We start from the raw sequence: 15,907 nt of genomic DNA on the forward strand, positions 1-15,907 counted from the left end.
CAGCGGACGGTACCCGGGGGTGTGTCCCGGGCACACGTCCGGCCTGCACATATCCTTCACGAACGGTGCCGGCGCCGACCCGCGCCGGCAGGCGCTCCCGCCCCGGTCCGGCCCAGGGCGGGAGCCCGCGTCAGCCCCCGTACGCCCCCGACGCCGTCAGGCGCAGGGCCGTGTCGATGAGCGGGACGTGGCTGAAGGCCTGCGGGAAGTTGCCCACCTGGCGCTGCAGGCGCGGGTCCCACTCCTCCGCCAGCAGACCGAGGTCGTTGCGCAGCGCCAGCAGCTTCTCGAACAGCTTCCGCGCCTCGTCCACGCGGCCGATCATCGCCAGGTCGTCGGCCATCCAGAACGAGCAGGCGAGGAACGCGCCCTCGTCACCCGGCAGGCCGTCCACGCCCTCGTCCATGCCCTCGGTCGGGTAGCGCAGGATGAAGCCGTCGGAGGTGGACAGCTCGCGCTGGATCGCCTCAACGGTGCCGATCACCCGCTTGTCGTCCGGCGGCAGGAAGCCCACCTGGGGGATCAGCAGCAGGGCCGCGTCCAGTTCCCGGGAGCCGTAGGACTGCGTGAACGTGTTGCGTTCCTTGTCGTAGCCCTTCTCGCACACGTCCCGGTGGATGTCGTCGCGCAGCTGCTTCCACTCCTCCAACGGGCCGTCGGCGTCACCGGACTCGATGAGCTTGATGGTGCGGTCGACGGCGACCCAGGCCATCACCTTGGAGTGCACGAAGTGGCGGCGCGGGCCGCGCACCTCCCAGATGCCCTCGTCCGGCTCCTGCCAGTGCTTCTCCAGGTACTGGATCAGCTTGAGCTGGAGCAGCGAGGCGTAGTCGTTGCGCGCGAGACCGGTCATGTGGGCCAGGTGCAGGGCCTCGGTGACCTCGCCGTACACGTCGAGCTGGAGCTGGTGCGCCGCGCCGTTGCCCACCCGGACGGGCGCCGACGTCTCGTAGCCCGGCAGCCAGTCGAGCTCCGCCTCGCCGAGCTCGCGCTCGCCGGCGATGCCGTACATGATCTGCAGGTTCTCCGGGTCGCCCGCCACCGCGCGCAGCAGCCACTCGCGCCAGGCGCGGGCCTCCTCGCGGTAGCCGGTGCGCAGCAGCGAGGACAGGGTGATCGCCGCGTCCCGCAGCCAGGTGTAGCGGTAGTCCCAGTTGCGGACGCCGCCGATGTCCTCGGGCAGCGAGGTGGTGGGCGCGGCGACGATGCCGCCGGTCGGGGCGTACGTCAGCGCCTTGAGCGTGATCAGGGAGCGGATCACGGCCTCACGGTAGGGGCCGTGGTACGTACAGTGCTCGACCCACTCGCGCCAGAAGTCCTCGGTGGCCTCCAGGGACTGCTCCGGCTCCGGCAGTGCCGGGGGCTGCTTGTGGGACGGTTCCCAGGAGATGGCGAAGGCGACCCGGTCGCCCGGCGCGACGGTGAAGTCCGAGTACGTGGTCAGGTCCTCGCCGTAGGTCTCGGCGGACGTGTCGAACCACACGGAGTCCGGGCCGGCCACGGCGACCGTACGGCCCTCGTGGCGGTGCACCCAGGGCACCACACGGCCGTAGGAGAAGCGCATCCGCAGCGCCGAGCGCATGGGGACCCGGCCCGAGACACCCTCCACGATGCGGATCAGCTGCGGGGCGCCGTCGCGCGGGGGCATGAAATCCGTCACGCGGACCGTGCCGCGCGGGGTGTCCCACTCGGATTCCAGGATCAGCGAGTCGCCGCGGTAGCTCCGCCGCGTCGCCGCGGGCGGCTGGGAGTCCTCGGCGTAGGCCGGCCCCAGCCGCCAGAAGCCGTGTTCCTCGGTTCCCAGCAGCCCGGCGAAGATGGCGTGCGAGTCGAAGCGCGGCAGGCACAGCCAGTCGACCGTGCCGTCCCGGCAGACCAGCGCCGCGGTCTGCATGTCTCCGATGAGTGCGTAGTCTTCGATGCGCCCGGCCACGTGCATCTCCAGTCGAACGGCCACGTCACCCCGCAAGGGGGCTGTCGCTAGTGCGGTCAAGGGGGGTCTTGCAATGCGTCGTTGAGCTGTGAAGCAAAGCAGTCGCTCCGCCGTGAATGCAAAGCGCCAATCTTTGCTCAACGAACTGCCGAGCTCACGTTGTTCCGGAACTTACGGGCGGGGGTGGTGCCGTTCGGCCGGCCGGGCTCGGCAGCGAGTGTCCGAGCAGGATACGACGCACGTAGATGATCTGTGTGCCGCTCGCGGCAACGCGCCTCCGCCGAACGAGTGGCCCACGGGTGAGGGTCCTGTGTGTGATACATGCTGCGTGCCGCCTTGTGCGCGGAGCGTGGCCGTAAGCCGTTCCCTTGCGGCGCTGATACGCTGGTAGCCCGTGGACCGGTGGGCGAGAAACCCCGGAACCGCACCCACAGACCGCGACCACGGGAGCCCCCCTTTGGCCATGCCGCCCGCTGCTTTTCGAAACAGCACAGCTTCGACGACCAAGCACATCTTCGTCACCGGGGGTGTCGCCTCCTCTCTCGGCAAGGGCCTGACCGCCTCCAGCCTCGGCATGCTGCTCAAGGCCCGCGGTCTGCGCGTGGTGATGCAGAAGCTCGACCCGTACCTCAACGTCGACCCCGGCACGATGAACCCCTTCCAGCACGGTGAGGTGTTCGTCACCAACGACGGCGCCGAGACCGACCTGGACATCGGCCACTACGAGCGCTTCCTCGACCGCGACCTGGACGGCTCCGCCAACGTCACCACGGGCCAGGTCTACTCCACGGTCATCGCCAAGGAGCGGCGTGGCGAGTACCTGGGCGACACCGTGCAGGTCATCCCGCACATCACCAACGAGATCAAGCACCGCATCCGGCGCATGGCGACCGACGAGGTCGACGTCGTGATCACCGAGGTCGGCGGCACGGTCGGCGACATCGAGTCGCTGCCCTTCCTGGAGACGGTCCGCCAGGTGCGGCACGAGGTCGGCCGCGACAACGTGTTCGTGGTCCACATCTCTCTCCTGCCCTACATCGGTCCCTCCGGCGAGCTGAAGACCAAGCCGACCCAGCACTCGGTGGCGGCGCTGCGCAACATCGGTATCCAGCCGGACGCCATCGTGCTGCGCTGCGACCGCGAGGTGCCCACCGCGATCAAGCGCAAGATCTCGCTGATGTGCGACGTCGACGAGGCCGCCGTGGTCGCCTGCCCCGACGCCCGCTCCATCTACGACATCCCGAAGACCGTGCACGGCGAGGGCCTGGACGCCTACGTGGTCCGCAAGCTGGACCTGCCCTTCCGTGACGTCGACTGGACGACCTGGGACGACCTGCTGGACCGCGTCCACAACCCCGACCACGAGATCACCCTGGCCCTGGTCGGCAAGTACATCGACCTGCCGGACGCCTACCTCTCGGTCACCGAGGCGCTGCGCGCCGGCGGCTTCGCCAACAAGGCCCGCGTGAAGATCAAGTGGGTCACCTCCGACGACTGCAAGACCCCGGCGGGCGCCCAGGCGCAGCTCGGTGACGTCGACGGCATCTGCATCCCCGGCGGCTTCGGCGACCGCGGTGTGCTGGGCAAGGTCGGCGCGATCAAGTTCGCCCGCGAGAACGGCATCCCGCTGCTGGGCCTGTGCCTCGGCCTGCAGTGCATCGTGATCGAGGCCGCGCGGAGCCTGGCGGACATCTCCGACGCCAACTCCACCGAGTTCGACCCGGCCACCTCCCACCCGGTGATCTCCACCATGGCCGAGCAGCTCGACATCGTCGCCGGTGAGGGCGACATGGGCGGCACCATGCGGCTCGGCATGTACCCGGCCAAGCTGGCCGAGGGCTCCATCGTGCGCGAGGTGTACGACGGCAAGGAGTACGTCGAGGAGCGCCACCGGCACCGCTACGAGGTGAACAACGCCTACCGCGCGGAGCTGGAGAAGAAGGCGGGTCTGGTCTTCTCCGGCACCTCGCCCGACGGCAAGCTCGTCGAGTACGTCGAGTACCCGCGTGACGTCCACCCCTACCTGGTCGCCACCCAGGCGCACCCGGAGCTGCGGTCGCGTCCGACCCGCCCGCACCCCCTCTTCGCCGGACTGGTGAAGGCCGCGGTCGAGCGGAAGATCTCGAAGTAACACGCCCAGTTGTACGGTTGCCGGGGTGCGAATCTTCAACGGTTCGCGCCCCGGCCGCTTTTCCGCGGGCCACGGCAGGACCGCTTCACTTCGGAAGGACAGGCATGACGATCAAGGACACTCCGGAGGAGTGGGAGATCCGCGGGACGAAGACCCCCTTCACGGGCAAGAAGACGTCGGTCCGCACGGACGAGGTCGTCATGCCCGGGGGCGCCGTGGTCAGCCGCGACTACCAGGTCCACCCGGGTTCCGTGGCCGTCCTCGCCCTCGACGACGCCGACCGGGTCGTGGTGCTGCGCCAGTACCGGCACCCGGTGCGCCAGAAGCTGTGGGAGATCCCGGCCGGGCTGCTCGACGTCCCCGGCGAGAACCCGCTGCACGCGGCCCAGCGCGAGCTGTACGAGGAGGCGCACGTCAAGGCGGAGGACTGGCGGGTGCTGGCCGACGTCTACACCACGCCCGGCGGCTGCGACGAGGCCGTACGGATCTTCCTGGCCCGCGGGCTGTCGGAGGCCGAGGGCGACCGCTTCGCGGTGGAGGACGAGGAGGCCGACATGGAGCTGTCCCGGGTCCCCGTCGACGAGCTGGTGCGCGGGGTGCTGGCCGGTGACCTGCACAACAACTGCCTGGTGGTGGGCGCGCTGTCCCTGGTCGCCGCCCGCGCCGGTGACGGCCTGGACGCGCTGCGCCCGGCGGAGGCGCCGTGGCCGGCCCGGCCGTTCGAGGCGTGACGCCGACCGGCGGCTGAAGCCGGTCGGGTACGTCGCCGTCCGGCGGCTGCGGTCCGTCGCGGCACGCGGCCGTCCGAGGTCGGCCGTCCGGCGGGACAGTGGCCGTCCGGGGGCATTGGCCGTCCGGGGCTGAAGCCCGTCGGGGCGTGAAGACGTTCGGGGGCTCGTCGGGCCCACGTGACGTGGAACTGTCCGACGGCTCGTCGAGCCGCACACGACGTGAAGCCGTCCCACCAGTCACACCCGTCGGGGCGTAACTCCTACGATCTGTTGATCCGATCGAGGGAGTCTCGTCCTCCGTGCCGCGCTCCTCACGGAACGTCGCAGAGCGTGAACTAGGCTCTGGAAAACGCCCGAACCGGAGACCCGGCGGGCTTGCGCGTGCGGTGGGACGGGAGTGTGGCCCGTGACGGATCAGGCGGTGGACCCGGACGGTGTGCGGCTCCCTCGGGACGCTGCCCCGGAAGGTCGATTCCTGGGCCGTACCAGGGAGTTGAAGGAACTGCTCGCCGACATCGAGCGAGCGGGACTCGACACCCTCTCCGGCCGTAAGGCCCCCCGCGCGCGGGTGCTCCTCATCGCGGGCCGGCCCGGCTCCGGCCGGTCGGCCCTCGCCGAGGAACTGGTCCGCCGGGTCACCGGCCGTTACCCCGACGGGGTACTGCGCGTCCGGCTCAGCGAACCCGACGGAACGCCCGTACCGGTCGGGCGCGCCGCGCGCGAACTGCTGGAGGCGCTGGACGAGCCCGCCCCCGCCGGCGCCCCCGAGGACGAGCTCGCCGAGGCGCTGCGCACCGCCCTGGCCGACCGCCGCGCGGTGCTGCTGCTCGACGACGCCGCCGACGCCGGGCAGGTCGACGCCCTGCTCCCGGACAACCCCGACTGCCTCGCCGTCACCGTCTCCTCCGGCCCGCTCACCGGCATCGCCGACGTCCGCCCCTGCACCCTGGGCGGCCTCGACACCAAGTCCGGCGTGGAACTGCTGTCCCGGTTCACCGGGTCCGTGCGCATCACCGTCGACCCGCGCGCCGCCGAGCGCCTCGCCGAGCAGTGCCAGGGCCAGCCGGCCGCGCTCGTGCTGGCCGGCGGCTGGCTCGCCGCCCGCCCCAAGGCCGCCGTCGCCGACCTCGCCAAGCAGCTGCACACCGATCCCGGCGCCGAGCCCGTCGTCGCCCGGCTGCTGCGCCTGGTGCACGACTCGTTGCCGCAGGCCGCCGCCCGCACCCTGCGCCTGCTCGCCCTCGCCCCGGCCGGACTGGCCGACCCGCACACCGCCGCCGCGCTCGCCGGCTGCTCGGTGGAGGCCGCGCACACGACCCTGGACGACTTCGCCGCCCACGGCCTGCTGCACTCGGTGGGCTCCTCGGTGCCGCAGTACCGGGTGCCCGGCTGCCTGCACGGCGAGCTGGGCCGGCTCGCCGCCGACCACGAGCGGCCCGCAGAGCTGCAGCTGGCCCGCGCCCGCATGCTGGAGCGCACCGTGCGGCTGCTGCAGTCCTGCCGCGCCATCACCGAGACCGACAGCCCCGAGGCCCGCGAGAAGCTCCTCGCCCTGCCGCCCCCGCTGCGCTTCCCCAGCCCTCGAGCCGCCGCCGACTGGCTGCGGCTGCGCCGGCCCGCCCTGCTGGCCTGCGCCCGGCTCGCGGTCGCCGACGGGGAGCTGGACACCCTGGCCCGGCGGCTGATGTCCCAGCTGGTGCGGGCCATGGTCGCCCACTGCGGTACCCGGGCCGCCGCCGGCGACCTCTACGACGTCCACAACCTGGTCCTCGACGTGGCCGAGCGCCGGAACCTCCCCCGGGAGCGCGCCGCCGCGCTGCTGAACCTCGGCGACCTCGACGCGCGCACCGGCCGTACGGCGGAGGCGCTGGTGCGGTACCGGGCCGCTCTGGACGCCGGACGCGAGGCGAACGACCCCTACGCCACCGGCCGCGCGATGGAATCCGTAGGCGGCGCGCACCTGGACCTCGGGGACTACGACCGGGCGGCGGACTGGTTCGGCCGCGCCCTCGCCGAGCGGCTCGCCCGGGGCGAGGGCCCCGAGGCCGCCCGGCTCTACGGACGCATCGGCGCCGCCCACACGTACGCGGGCCGCTACGGCGAGGCGCTGCGCGACTGGCGCGCGGCCGTCGCCGGACACCGCCGGGACGGCGACGTGGCCGCACAGGCGCGGGCGTTGAGCGAACTGGCCCGGGTGCAGGAGTACGCGGGCCGGCTGGAGGAGTCGCTGCGCACCTGCCGGGAGGCCGTGGAGTGGGCGCGCCGGGCCGAGGACACCCGGCTGCAGGCCGCGCTGCACCTGCGTCTGGCCGACTCCTTCGAGCGGCTCGGCGACTCCGCCTCCGCCGCGCTGCACCGCACGACGGCGGAGCACATGCTGGCCGAAGAGGCCCCGGAGAGCGACTCCGAACCGGAACACGGCGCTAACGCCTGCGAAATCCGTAGCACTTCCGCAGAAGATTGATGCAATGGAAGGCTAGACAGCAGGAACACCTTCATTAAACTGGCTCTGCCGCACCATCTCCTGCGGTCTCTCCCGGTGTGCCCGTGCGTGCCCGGGTATGTGTAGTGATATCCCCATACCCTCTGAGCCAAGGACCGTGATCCACGTGAAGGTCGGCATCCCCCGCGAGGTCAAGAACAACGAGTTCCGGGTGGCCATCACCCCCGCCGGCGTGCACGAGCTCGTGCGCCACGGCCACCAGGTCGTCATCGAGCGCGGCGCCGGTGTCGGCTCCTCGATCCCGGACGGCGAGTACATCGCCGCGGGCGGGCAGATCCTGGACACCGCCGACGAGGTCTGGGCCGCCGCCGACCTGCTGCTGAAGGTCAAGGAGCCGGTCGCGGAGGAGTACCACCGCCTGCGCAAGGACCAGACCCTCTTCACCTACCTGCACCTGGCCGCGTCCAAGGAGTGCACGGACGCCCTCCTGGAGTCCGGCACCACCGCCATCGCCTACGAGACCGTCGAGCTGCCCAGCCGGGCGCTGCCGCTGCTCGCCCCGATGTCCGAGGTCGCGGGCCGGCTCTCCACCCAGGTCGGCGCCTACCACCTGATGCGCGCCCACGGCGGCCGCGGGGTGCTGCCCGGCGGCGTCCCCGGTGTGCTGGCCGGCCGCGCGGTCGTCATCGGCGCCGGCGTCTCCGGCTGGAACGCCGCGCAGATCGCCATCGGCATGGGCTTCCACGTCACCCTGCTCGACAAGGACATCAACAAGCTCAAGGAGGCCGACAAGGTCTTCGGCACGCGCATCCAGACCGTCGTCTCCAACTCCTTCGAGCTGGAGAAGGCCTGCCTGGAGGCCGACCTCGTGATCGGCGCGGTGCTGGTCCCGGGCGCCAAGGCGCCGAAGCTGGTCACCAACGAGCTGGTCTCCCGGATGAAGGCCGGAAGTGTCCTTGTCGACATCGCGATCGACCAGGGCGGCTGCTTCGAGGACTCCCGCCCGACCACGCACGCCGAGCCGACCTTCAAGGTCCACGAGTCGGTCTTCTACTGCGTCGCCAACATGCCCGGCGCGGTGCCCAACACCTCGACCTACGCGCTCACCAACGCCACGCTGCCGTACATCGTCGAACTCGCCAACCGCGGCTGGGTGGAGGCGCTGCGCCGGGATCCGGCGCTCGCCAAGGGTCTCAACACGCATGACGGCAAGGTCGTTTACCGCGAGGTCGCCGAGGCGCACGGACTGGAGCACGTGGAGCTCGCCTCGCTGCTCGGCTGACCCGTCCGGGACGGTAAGTCGACCAAGTCACGGAGTCGCAAAGGCGATACGTCAACTTCGGACGTCAACGCCTCGCACCAGGCCGGACCTTGCCCGCCAAGGTCCGGCCGGATGTGTGTATGGTCACGTCCTGGTTCAGGGGCAACTCGCCTCGAACGTAACCGTTCTACCGATTCGCACACCCGTGAAACCTGCCGTGCGACGGCCGTACGCCCTTGACAGAGGGATGTTTCATTGCCGACACATCGGGCCGGGTCCGGCGGATTGTGTTGCTGCGGACGGCCGACACGCCATAGAGTCGCCAACCGTCGGCATGGTGCCACGCTGACCTGTCTAGAAGTTTCCTGGTCACCAAGGAGGTAAGACGACTTGTGAATGAGTCGACATTTACTCCCGGGGGTGGTCAACCAGGAATGCCTGCGCCGGGCCAGGGGTCCGCGGGATTCGCTGCTGTCGGCTCCGTCGCTGTGCGCACCTTCGCAGCCCACCAGAGTCACCGGACTCCAGGGGTGACTCACCCAGCACACCAGAGCATGGATGGCCATCACGTGAACGCCATGGCCGGCGACGGAAGTGGCGCGCCCCACAACCATTTCGCCGACTACGACGAACTGCCCGAGGGGCACTTCTACGACCCCGACGCCGAGTACGAGCCCGATCCGGAGTACGCGGCCACGCTCGCGCCCGACGCGGCACGGCAGCGCCGTGAGCGCATCGGCCCGACCGGGCGCCCGCTGCCGTACTTCCCGATCCCGGGCCCGCTGACCGACCACGGCCCCGCGAAGATCATCGCGATGTGCAACCAGAAGGGCGGCGTCGGCAAGACCACGTCGACCATCAACCTGGGTGCCGCGCTCGCGGAGTACGGACGCCGGGTGCTGCTCGTCGACTTCGACCCGCAGGGCGCGCTGTCGGTCGGACTCGGCGTCAACCCGATGGAACTCGACCTCACCGTCTACAACCTGCTCATGGAGCGGGGCATGGCGGCCGACGAGGTGCTGCTGAAGACGGCGGTCCCCAACATGGACCTGCTGCCCAGCAACATCGACCTGTCGGCGGCCGAGGTCCAACTGGTGAGCGAGGTCGCGCGCGAGTCGACGCTGCAGCGGGCGCTGAAGCCGCTGATGGACGACTACGACTACATCGTCATCGACTGCCAGCCCTCGCTCGGCCTGCTCACGGTCAACGCGCTCACCGCGGCGCACAAGGTGATCGTGCCGCTGGAGTGCGAGTTCTTCGCGCTGCGCGGTGTGGCCCTGCTGACCGAGACGATCGAGAAGGTCCAGGAGCGGCTCAACCCGGAGCTGGAGCTCGACGGCATCCTCGCCACCATGTACGACTCGCGCACGGTGCACAGCCGTGAGGTGCTCGCGCGGGTGGTCGAGGCGTTCGACGACCACGTCTACCACACGGTCATCGGGCGCACGGTCCGCTTCCCGGAGACCACGGTCGCCGGTGAGCCGATCACCACGTACGCGTCCAACTCCGTCGGTGCCGCCGCATATCGCCAGCTCGCCAGGGAGGTGCTCGCCCGGTGTCACGCCGAGTGAGTCTGCCGGGGGCCGACGAACTCTTCCGTACGACAGGGGGGATGGCGCTTCAGGCGTCCACCCCCAGGCGCGGCGGCGACGCCCGGGTCCCCGCTCCCGCGGGGGAGGGCGACGCGGCCGCGGCCGCCCACGAGGACGCGCCGCAGTCGGTGCCCGTACAGGGCGGCGACGGCGAGGGCACCGAGCACGCCGCGGCGGACGCGGAACCGGCCGAGGCCGGGGAGTCCCACAGCCGGGGCGCCTCGGGCGCAGGGCGCCGCTCGGCGGCGGCGCCGGACGGTGCGGCCGCCGCGGCCCCGCGCAAGCGGGGACGGGCCGCGGCACGGCGGCCCAGCGGACGTGAGCGGCATGACGAGAAGATCACCGTGTACGTGTCCGCGGAAGAGCTGATGGATCTGGAGCACGCCCGCCTCGTGCTGCGCGGTGAGCACGGTCTCGCCGTCGACCGCGGCCGGATCGTCCGCGAGGCGGTCGCCGTGGTCCTCGCGGACCTGGAGAGCCGGGGGGACGCCAGCATCCTCGTACGACGCCTGCGGGGACGGTAGCGGTAGCCTGCGGGGGCCATGACCTCGAACGACGCAGCCGCCTCCGCGCCCCGCCGCCGTGCCCTCGGCCGCGGCCCGGACGCCGCGGCCTCGGCCGCTGCGCGGGACGCTGCTTCCGAGGACAGGGCGGGCTCGACCGCCCCGACCGCCCCGACTGCCGCACAGGACACCTCCGCCGCCGACGCGGCCGGATCGCCCCGGCCGCCGTCGGCCCCGGCCATCGAGCCCCGCGACCCGGCAGCCGCCCGGTCCGGGCGGGCTGCCGCTTACGGCGCCTTCACCGACGGGCTGCGGGTGCCCGCTGACCCGGCTGTGGGTCACGAGAGCGCGGACGCGCCGGGTGCGGAGGCCGGCCGGCAGTGGGCGCCTGACGGCGGGGCGGCGACACCCCGACCGCCGTCGGTTCCGGCCGCTGAGCACCTTGACTTGGGGGTCGCCCAGCACGGGGTGGCGCCCGCGCAGGCCGTCCCTGCCGACGCGCGGCAGGTGCGCGATGACGAGGCTGCGCGTTCCGGCCGCGCCGGCACGCCTCCTACCGCCCCGCCGGGAGCGCCTTCCGAGGCGCGGCAGGCGGCCGACGGCGGGGCCGCGACACCCCGACCGCCGTCGGTTCCGGCTGCCGCGCCGGGTGCGCCCTGGGGCGTGGTTGCGGGCTCCGAGCGTGCGGGCGCGCAGGGCCCGACGGCCGTGGGTCCCGCCGTGTCCGCCGCGCGGCCCGAGGGCGCTGCCGCCGACCGGACGGGTGTGCCCGCGTCGGGTGGGGGCGGCGGTGTGACGGAGGTGTCCGGCGAAGGACGACGGACGCCGTTCAGGGGTGCTGCCGCGGCCGAGGAGGCTGCTTCTGCGCCGGGCGGCGCCGGGGAGGCCCACGGGGCACCTGAGGACGGTGCCGAGGCGGAGGCCGGCGACGGGCGGTTCAAGGTCCGGCTGGCCAACTTCGAGGGGCCGTTCGATCTGCTGTTGCAGCTGATCGCCAAGCACAAGCTGGACGTCACCGAGGTCGCGCTGTCCAAGGTGACCGACGAGTTCATGGCGTACATCCGGGCCCTCGGGCCGGACTGGGACCTCGACGAGACGACCGAGTTCCTCGTCGTGGCCGCCACGCTGCTCGACCTGAAGGCGGCGCGGCTGCTCCCCGCCGCCGAGGTGGAGGACGAGGCCGACCTCGCGCTCCTGGAGGCCCGGGACCTGCTGTTCGCCCGGCTGCTGCAGTACCGCGCGTACAAGCGGATCGCCGACATCTTCAGCGGGCGGCTCGACGACGAGGCCCGCCGCTTCCCCCGTACCGTCGGACTCGAACCGCACCACGCCGAGCTGCTGCCCGACGTGGTCATCAGCATCGGCCCCGAGGGCTTCGCCAGGCTGGCCGTCAAGGCCATGCAGCCCAAGCCCAGGCCGCAGGTGTACGTGGACCACATCCACGCCCCGCTGGTCAGCGTGCAGGAGCAGGCCGGGATCGTCGTCGAGCGGCTCAAGGAGCTCGGCGAGGCGAGCTTCCGGGACCTCGTCGAGGACACGGACGACACCCTGACCGTCGTGGCCCGCTTCCTCGCCCTGCTGGAGCTGTACCGGGAGAAGGCCGTCGCCCTCGACCAGGAGACCGCGCTGGGCGAGCTGACCGTGCGCTGGACCGGCGGCGACGGGGACGCCGTACCCGCGGTGACCGACGAGTTCGACCGGCCCCCCGAGCCGCCGCAGGAGGAGAGGACACCGTGAGCGAGGACACGAGCGGCGCCCCCGCCGGGACGGGCGGCGTCGCGGAACTCGACCTGAAGCCCGCCCTGGAGGCCGTGCTGATGGTCGTGGACGAGCCCGCGACCGAGGAGCACCTGGCGAAGATCCTGGAGCGCCCCCGGCGGCAGGTCGCCGACGCCCTGGCCGAGCTGGCCGACGAGTACACCGTCCAGGGACGCGGCTTCGAGCTGCGCCGGGTCGCGGGCGGCTGGCGTTTCTACACCCGCCCCGAGTACGCCGCGGCCGTCGAGGGCTTCGTCCTGGACGGGCAGCAGGCCCGGCTCACCCAGGCCGCCCTGGAGACCCTCGCGGTCGTCGCCTACCGGCAGCCGGTCAGCCGCAGCAGGGTCTCCGCGGTGCGCGGAGTCAACTGCGACGGCGTGATGCGGACCCTCCTGCAACGGGGTCTGATCGAGGAGGCGGGCACGGAACCCGAAACAGGTGCGATCCTGTACACGACGACGAACTACTTCCTGGAGCGGATGGGCCTGCGCGGCCTGGACGAGCTCCCGGAGCTCGCGCCCTTCCTCCCGGAGGCGGAGGCGATCGAGGCCGAGACACTGGAAGGGGTCCCGTCGTTCGATCCGGACGCCCCGGATTCCGAGGACGCAGACGACAAGACGGAACTTTGATGCGAAGCAGCAGCGGCAGGAACAGCAGCGGAAACAACGGCGGGAGCCGTGGTGGCAACAGCGGCGGCCGCGGCGGGAGCGGCGGTGGCCGCGGTAACCACCGCGGTGCCGGCAACAACCGTGATGACCGGCAGGGCGGTCGTCCGAAGAAGCCGCGCCCGGAGGAGCGGCGCTACGACGTGGGCCCCGGTGCCTCCCAGGAGGGACCCAAGTCGGGCCGTGGGCCCGGAGCGCGCGGAGGCGCCAAGGGCGGGCCTAAGAAGCCCCTGCAGCGGGGCCGCTCGGTCCCGGCGACGTCCCGCGAGTACGAGGCGCGGGCCGAGGAGCGCAACCGGGAGCGGTACGCGGGCAGGAAGGACGTCAAGCTGCCCAAGACCTTCCCGGGCGCCGAGCAGGAGGGCGAGCGCCTGCAGAAGGTGCTCGCGCGGGCCGGCTACGGCTCCCGGCGGGCCTGCGAGGAGCTGATCGAGCAGGCGCGCGTCGAGGTCAACGGCGAGATCGTGCTGGAGCAGGGCAAGCGGGTCGACCCGGAGAAGGACGAGGTCAAGGTCGACGGTCTGACCGTGGCCACGCAGTCGTACCAGTTCTTCTCGCTGAACAAGCCCGCCGGGGTCGTGTCCACGATGGAGGACCCGGACGGCCGCCAGTGCCTCGGCGACTACGTCACCAACCGGGAGACCCGGCTCTTCCACGTCGGCCGGCTCGACACCGAGACCGAGGGCGTCATCCTGCTCACCAACCACGGTGAGCTGGCGCACCGCCTGACCCACCCGCGGTACGGCGTGAAGAAGACCTACCTCGCGCACATCGTCGGGCCCATCCCGCGTGACCTGGGCAAGCGGCTCAAGGACGGCATCCAGCTGGAGGACGGCTACGCGCGCGCCGACCACTTCCGGGTGGTGGAGCAGACCGGCAAGAACTACCTCGTCGAGGTGACCCTGCACGAGGGCCGCAAGCACATCGTGCGCCGCATGCTCGCGGAGGCCGGCTTCCCGGTCGACAAGCTGGTGCGGACCGCCTTCGGGCCGATCACCCTGGGCGACCAGAAGTCGGGCTGGCTGCGGCGGCTGTCGAACACCGAGGTCGGGATGCTGATGCAGGAGGTCGACCTCTAGGGGCTTGTGCCCCACACGTCCACCCCCTTTAATAGTCGTACTGACCATTAAAAGGGGGTGGACGTCGTGCCGGACGGCTACGACAAGCACGCCTTCGAGCCCTTCGCCGTGACCGTCGACCTCGCCGTGTTCACGATCCGCGAGGGCACGCTGCACGTCCTGCTCGTCGAGCGCGGCCAGGAGCCGTACGCCGGGCGCTGGGCGCTGCCCGGCGGCTTCCTGCGGCCCGACGAGTCCGCGGAGCGCGCCGCCCGGCGCGAACTGGGCGAGGAGACCGGCCTGACGGACGTCTCCGTGCCGCATCTGGAGCAGCTGCGGACCTACAGCGAGCCCGAGCGGGACCCCCGGATGCGGGTGGTGTCCGTGGCCTTCGCCGCCCTGCTGCCCGACGCGCCGGAGGCGCACGGTGGCGGTGACGCGGCCCAGGCCCGCTGGACGCCGTACGACGCGGCGCGGGACCTGGCCTTCGACCACGACCGGATCCTCGCCGACGCGCGGGACCGGGTCGGCGCCAAGCTGGAGTACACCGGCCTCGCCACCGCGTTCTGCCCGCCCGAGTTCACCCTGGGCGAGCTCCAACAGGTCTACGAGACCGTCTGGGGCACGGTCCTGGACCGCCCCAACTTCCGGCGCAAGGTGCTCGCCACCCCCGGCTTCGTCGAGGCCGTGCCCGGCGCCGCGCGCCTCACCGGAGGCCGGGGCAAGCCCGCCGCGCTGTACCGCGCGGGCACCGCCGCCGCGCTCCACCCGCCCCTGCTCCGGCCGACCCCGGAAGGACGTCCCGCATGACCACGACCGCCGTCACCAAGCGCGCCGCGACCGGAGCGCTCACCGGACTCGCCCTCGGGGACGCACTGGGCTTCCCCACCGAGTTCAGCGACGTCCCGTCGATCCTCGCCACGTTCGGTCCCTGGCGCGGGATGGACCTGCCCCGGCCGGCGATCGTCACCGACGACACGCAGATGACCCTCGCGCTCGGGCGGGGCCTGCGCACCGCCATGGACCGGGGCACGCTCACGCCGAAGCGGCTGGAACGGCCGGTGCGCGAGGAGTTCGTGGAGTGGTGGCGCTCGCCGGAGAACAACCGCGCCCCGGGCAACACCTGTCTGAAGGCGTGCCAGTTGCTGTCCCGCGAGGACCGGCCCTGGCAGGACGCCAGCCAGATCCACTCCAAGGGCTGCGGCGCCAACATGCGCGTCGCCCCGATCGGCCTGGCGCCCGGACTCACCGACGAACAGCGCGCGGGCGCCGCCCAGTTGCAGTCCGCCCTCACCCACGGGCACCCCACCGCGCTCGCCGCCTCCGACCTCACCGCGCACGCCGTACGGCTGCTCGCCCAGGGGGCCGAACCGACCGGCCTGATCGGCCTGCTGCGCTCCTACGCCTACGACAACCGCACCCGCTACCACGAGTTCTGGCTCGGCGACCTGTGGACCCGCGCCCAGGACCCGTCCCCGGAACACTTCATCGCGCGCGGCTGGGACGAGTGCCTGGAGATCCTCGGCCGTCTCCAGGAGGCCGTACGGACCGTTTCGCCGGAGACCGACCCGTGCCTGGCCACCGGCGAGGGCTGGATCGCGGAGGAGGCCCTGGCGACCGGCCTGCTCTGCTTCCTCCTCTTCGTCGACGAGCCCGTCACCGCCCTGCGCCGCGCCGCCTGCACGGCCGGCGACTCCGACTCCATCGCCTGTCTCGCGGGCGCCTTCGCCGGCGCGTACCTGGGCGCGGACGCCTGGCCCGCCGGCTGGGCGGACCGCATCGAGTACCGGGACGGCCTGCTGTCCCTCGGCACGCTCTGGGACGCTTGAGCG

At 72.1% G+C, this 15,907-nt stretch carries 12 protein-coding genes; 11 read left to right on the forward strand and 1 reads right to left on the reverse strand.

The features are described 5' to 3' along the window. Nucleotides 1–130: 130 nt before the first annotated feature. Nucleotides 131–1,933, reverse strand: a complete 1,803-nt coding sequence (locus tag F3L20_RS08965; protein WP_150157268.1) for a glycoside hydrolase family 15 protein — start codon at nucleotides 1,931–1,933, stop codon at nucleotides 131–133. A gap of 463 nt (nucleotides 1,934–2,396) precedes the next feature. On the opposite strand from F3L20_RS08965, the gene F3L20_RS08970 reads away from it, so the two are divergent. The 11 genes from F3L20_RS08970 (at nucleotide 2,397) to F3L20_RS09020 (ending at nucleotide 15,904) form a co-directional block, all read left to right on the forward strand. Further along, the gene (locus F3L20_RS08970; RefSeq protein ID WP_145828127.1) at nucleotides 2,397–4,064 is read left to right on the forward strand and encodes a CTP synthase; all 1,668 of its coding nucleotides are present in this window, start codon (nucleotides 2,397–2,399) and stop codon (nucleotides 4,062–4,064) included. A 104-nt stretch (nucleotides 4,065–4,168) separates the two neighbouring features. After that, entirely contained in the window at nucleotides 4,169–4,795 is a 627-nt protein-coding gene (locus F3L20_RS08975; RefSeq protein ID WP_024885299.1) for an NUDIX domain-containing protein, read from the forward strand. A 406-nt stretch (nucleotides 4,796–5,201) separates the two neighbouring features. Further along, entirely contained in the window at nucleotides 5,202–7,259 is a 2,058-nt protein-coding gene (locus F3L20_RS08980; RefSeq protein WP_150153653.1) for a tetratricopeptide repeat protein, read from the forward strand. A 136-nt stretch (nucleotides 7,260–7,395) separates the two neighbouring features. Then, nucleotides 7,396–8,520 carry an alanine dehydrogenase gene (gene ald, locus F3L20_RS08985; protein ID WP_150153655.1) on the forward strand — a complete coding sequence of 375 codons (1,125 nt, stop codon included), beginning with the start codon at nucleotides 7,396–7,398 and terminating at the stop codon, nucleotides 8,518–8,520. Between the two features lie 413 nt (nucleotides 8,521–8,933). After that, the gene (locus F3L20_RS08990) at nucleotides 8,934–10,070 is read left to right on the forward strand and encodes a ParA family protein (protein WP_145828124.1); all 1,137 of its coding nucleotides are present in this window, start codon (nucleotides 8,934–8,936) and stop codon (nucleotides 10,068–10,070) included. Then, nucleotides 10,067–10,615, forward strand: coding sequence for a hypothetical protein (locus F3L20_RS08995; RefSeq protein ID WP_150157269.1), 549 nt, complete (start codon nucleotides 10,067–10,069; stop codon nucleotides 10,613–10,615). Before F3L20_RS08990 ends, F3L20_RS08995 begins: the two co-directional genes overlap by 4 nt. Before the next feature lie 642 nt (nucleotides 10,616–11,257). Then, nucleotides 11,258–12,331: a segregation and condensation protein A gene (locus tag F3L20_RS09000; protein WP_150153657.1), complete on the forward strand. Its 1,074-nt coding sequence runs from the start codon at nucleotides 11,258–11,260 to the stop codon at nucleotides 12,329–12,331. Beyond that, nucleotides 12,328–12,981: an SMC-Scp complex subunit ScpB gene (scpB, locus tag F3L20_RS09005; protein ID WP_150153659.1), complete on the forward strand. Its 654-nt coding sequence runs from the start codon at nucleotides 12,328–12,330 to the stop codon at nucleotides 12,979–12,981. Before F3L20_RS09000 ends, scpB begins: the two co-directional genes overlap by 4 nt. Next, entirely contained in the window at nucleotides 12,981–14,096 is a 1,116-nt protein-coding gene (locus F3L20_RS09010; protein ID WP_033276794.1) for a pseudouridine synthase, read from the forward strand. Before scpB ends, F3L20_RS09010 begins: the two co-directional genes overlap by 1 nt. Nucleotides 14,097–14,153: 57 nt before the next feature. Then, a complete protein-coding gene (locus F3L20_RS09015) occupies nucleotides 14,154–14,885 on the forward strand; it encodes an NUDIX hydrolase (RefSeq protein WP_167534495.1) in 732 nt (243 codons plus the stop codon). Beyond that, nucleotides 14,882–15,904 (forward strand): ADP-ribosylglycohydrolase family protein, encoded by a 1,023-nt coding sequence (locus F3L20_RS09020; RefSeq protein WP_150153661.1) that lies wholly within the window; start codon nucleotides 14,882–14,884, stop codon nucleotides 15,902–15,904. The genes F3L20_RS09015 and F3L20_RS09020 overlap by 4 nt, the downstream gene beginning before the upstream one ends. The last annotated feature ends 3 nt before the right edge of the window (nucleotides 15,905–15,907 follow it).

The sequence above is a fragment of the Streptomyces tendae genome, from assembly GCF_008632955.1.
In the GTDB taxonomy this organism is placed as follows: domain Bacteria; phylum Actinomycetota; class Actinomycetes; order Streptomycetales; family Streptomycetaceae; genus Streptomyces.

Bases quoted from the DNA above. Each gene is read 5' to 3' on its own strand.
- F3L20_RS09010 (WP_033276794.1), top strand. From the start codon at position 12,981: ATGCGAAGCAGCAGCGGCAGGAACAGCAGCGGAAACAACGGCGGGAGC.
- F3L20_RS08975 (WP_024885299.1), top strand. From the start codon at position 4,169: ATGACGATCAAGGACACTCCGGAGGAGTGGGAGATCCGCGGGACGAAG.
- F3L20_RS09020 (WP_150153661.1), top strand. From the start codon at position 14,882: ATGACCACGACCGCCGTCACCAAGCGCGCCGCGACCGGAGCGCTCACC.
- F3L20_RS08990 (WP_145828124.1), top strand. From the start codon at position 8,934: ATGCCTGCGCCGGGCCAGGGGTCCGCGGGATTCGCTGCTGTCGGCTCC.
- F3L20_RS08970 (WP_145828127.1), top strand. From the start codon at position 2,397: ATGCCGCCCGCTGCTTTTCGAAACAGCACAGCTTCGACGACCAAGCAC.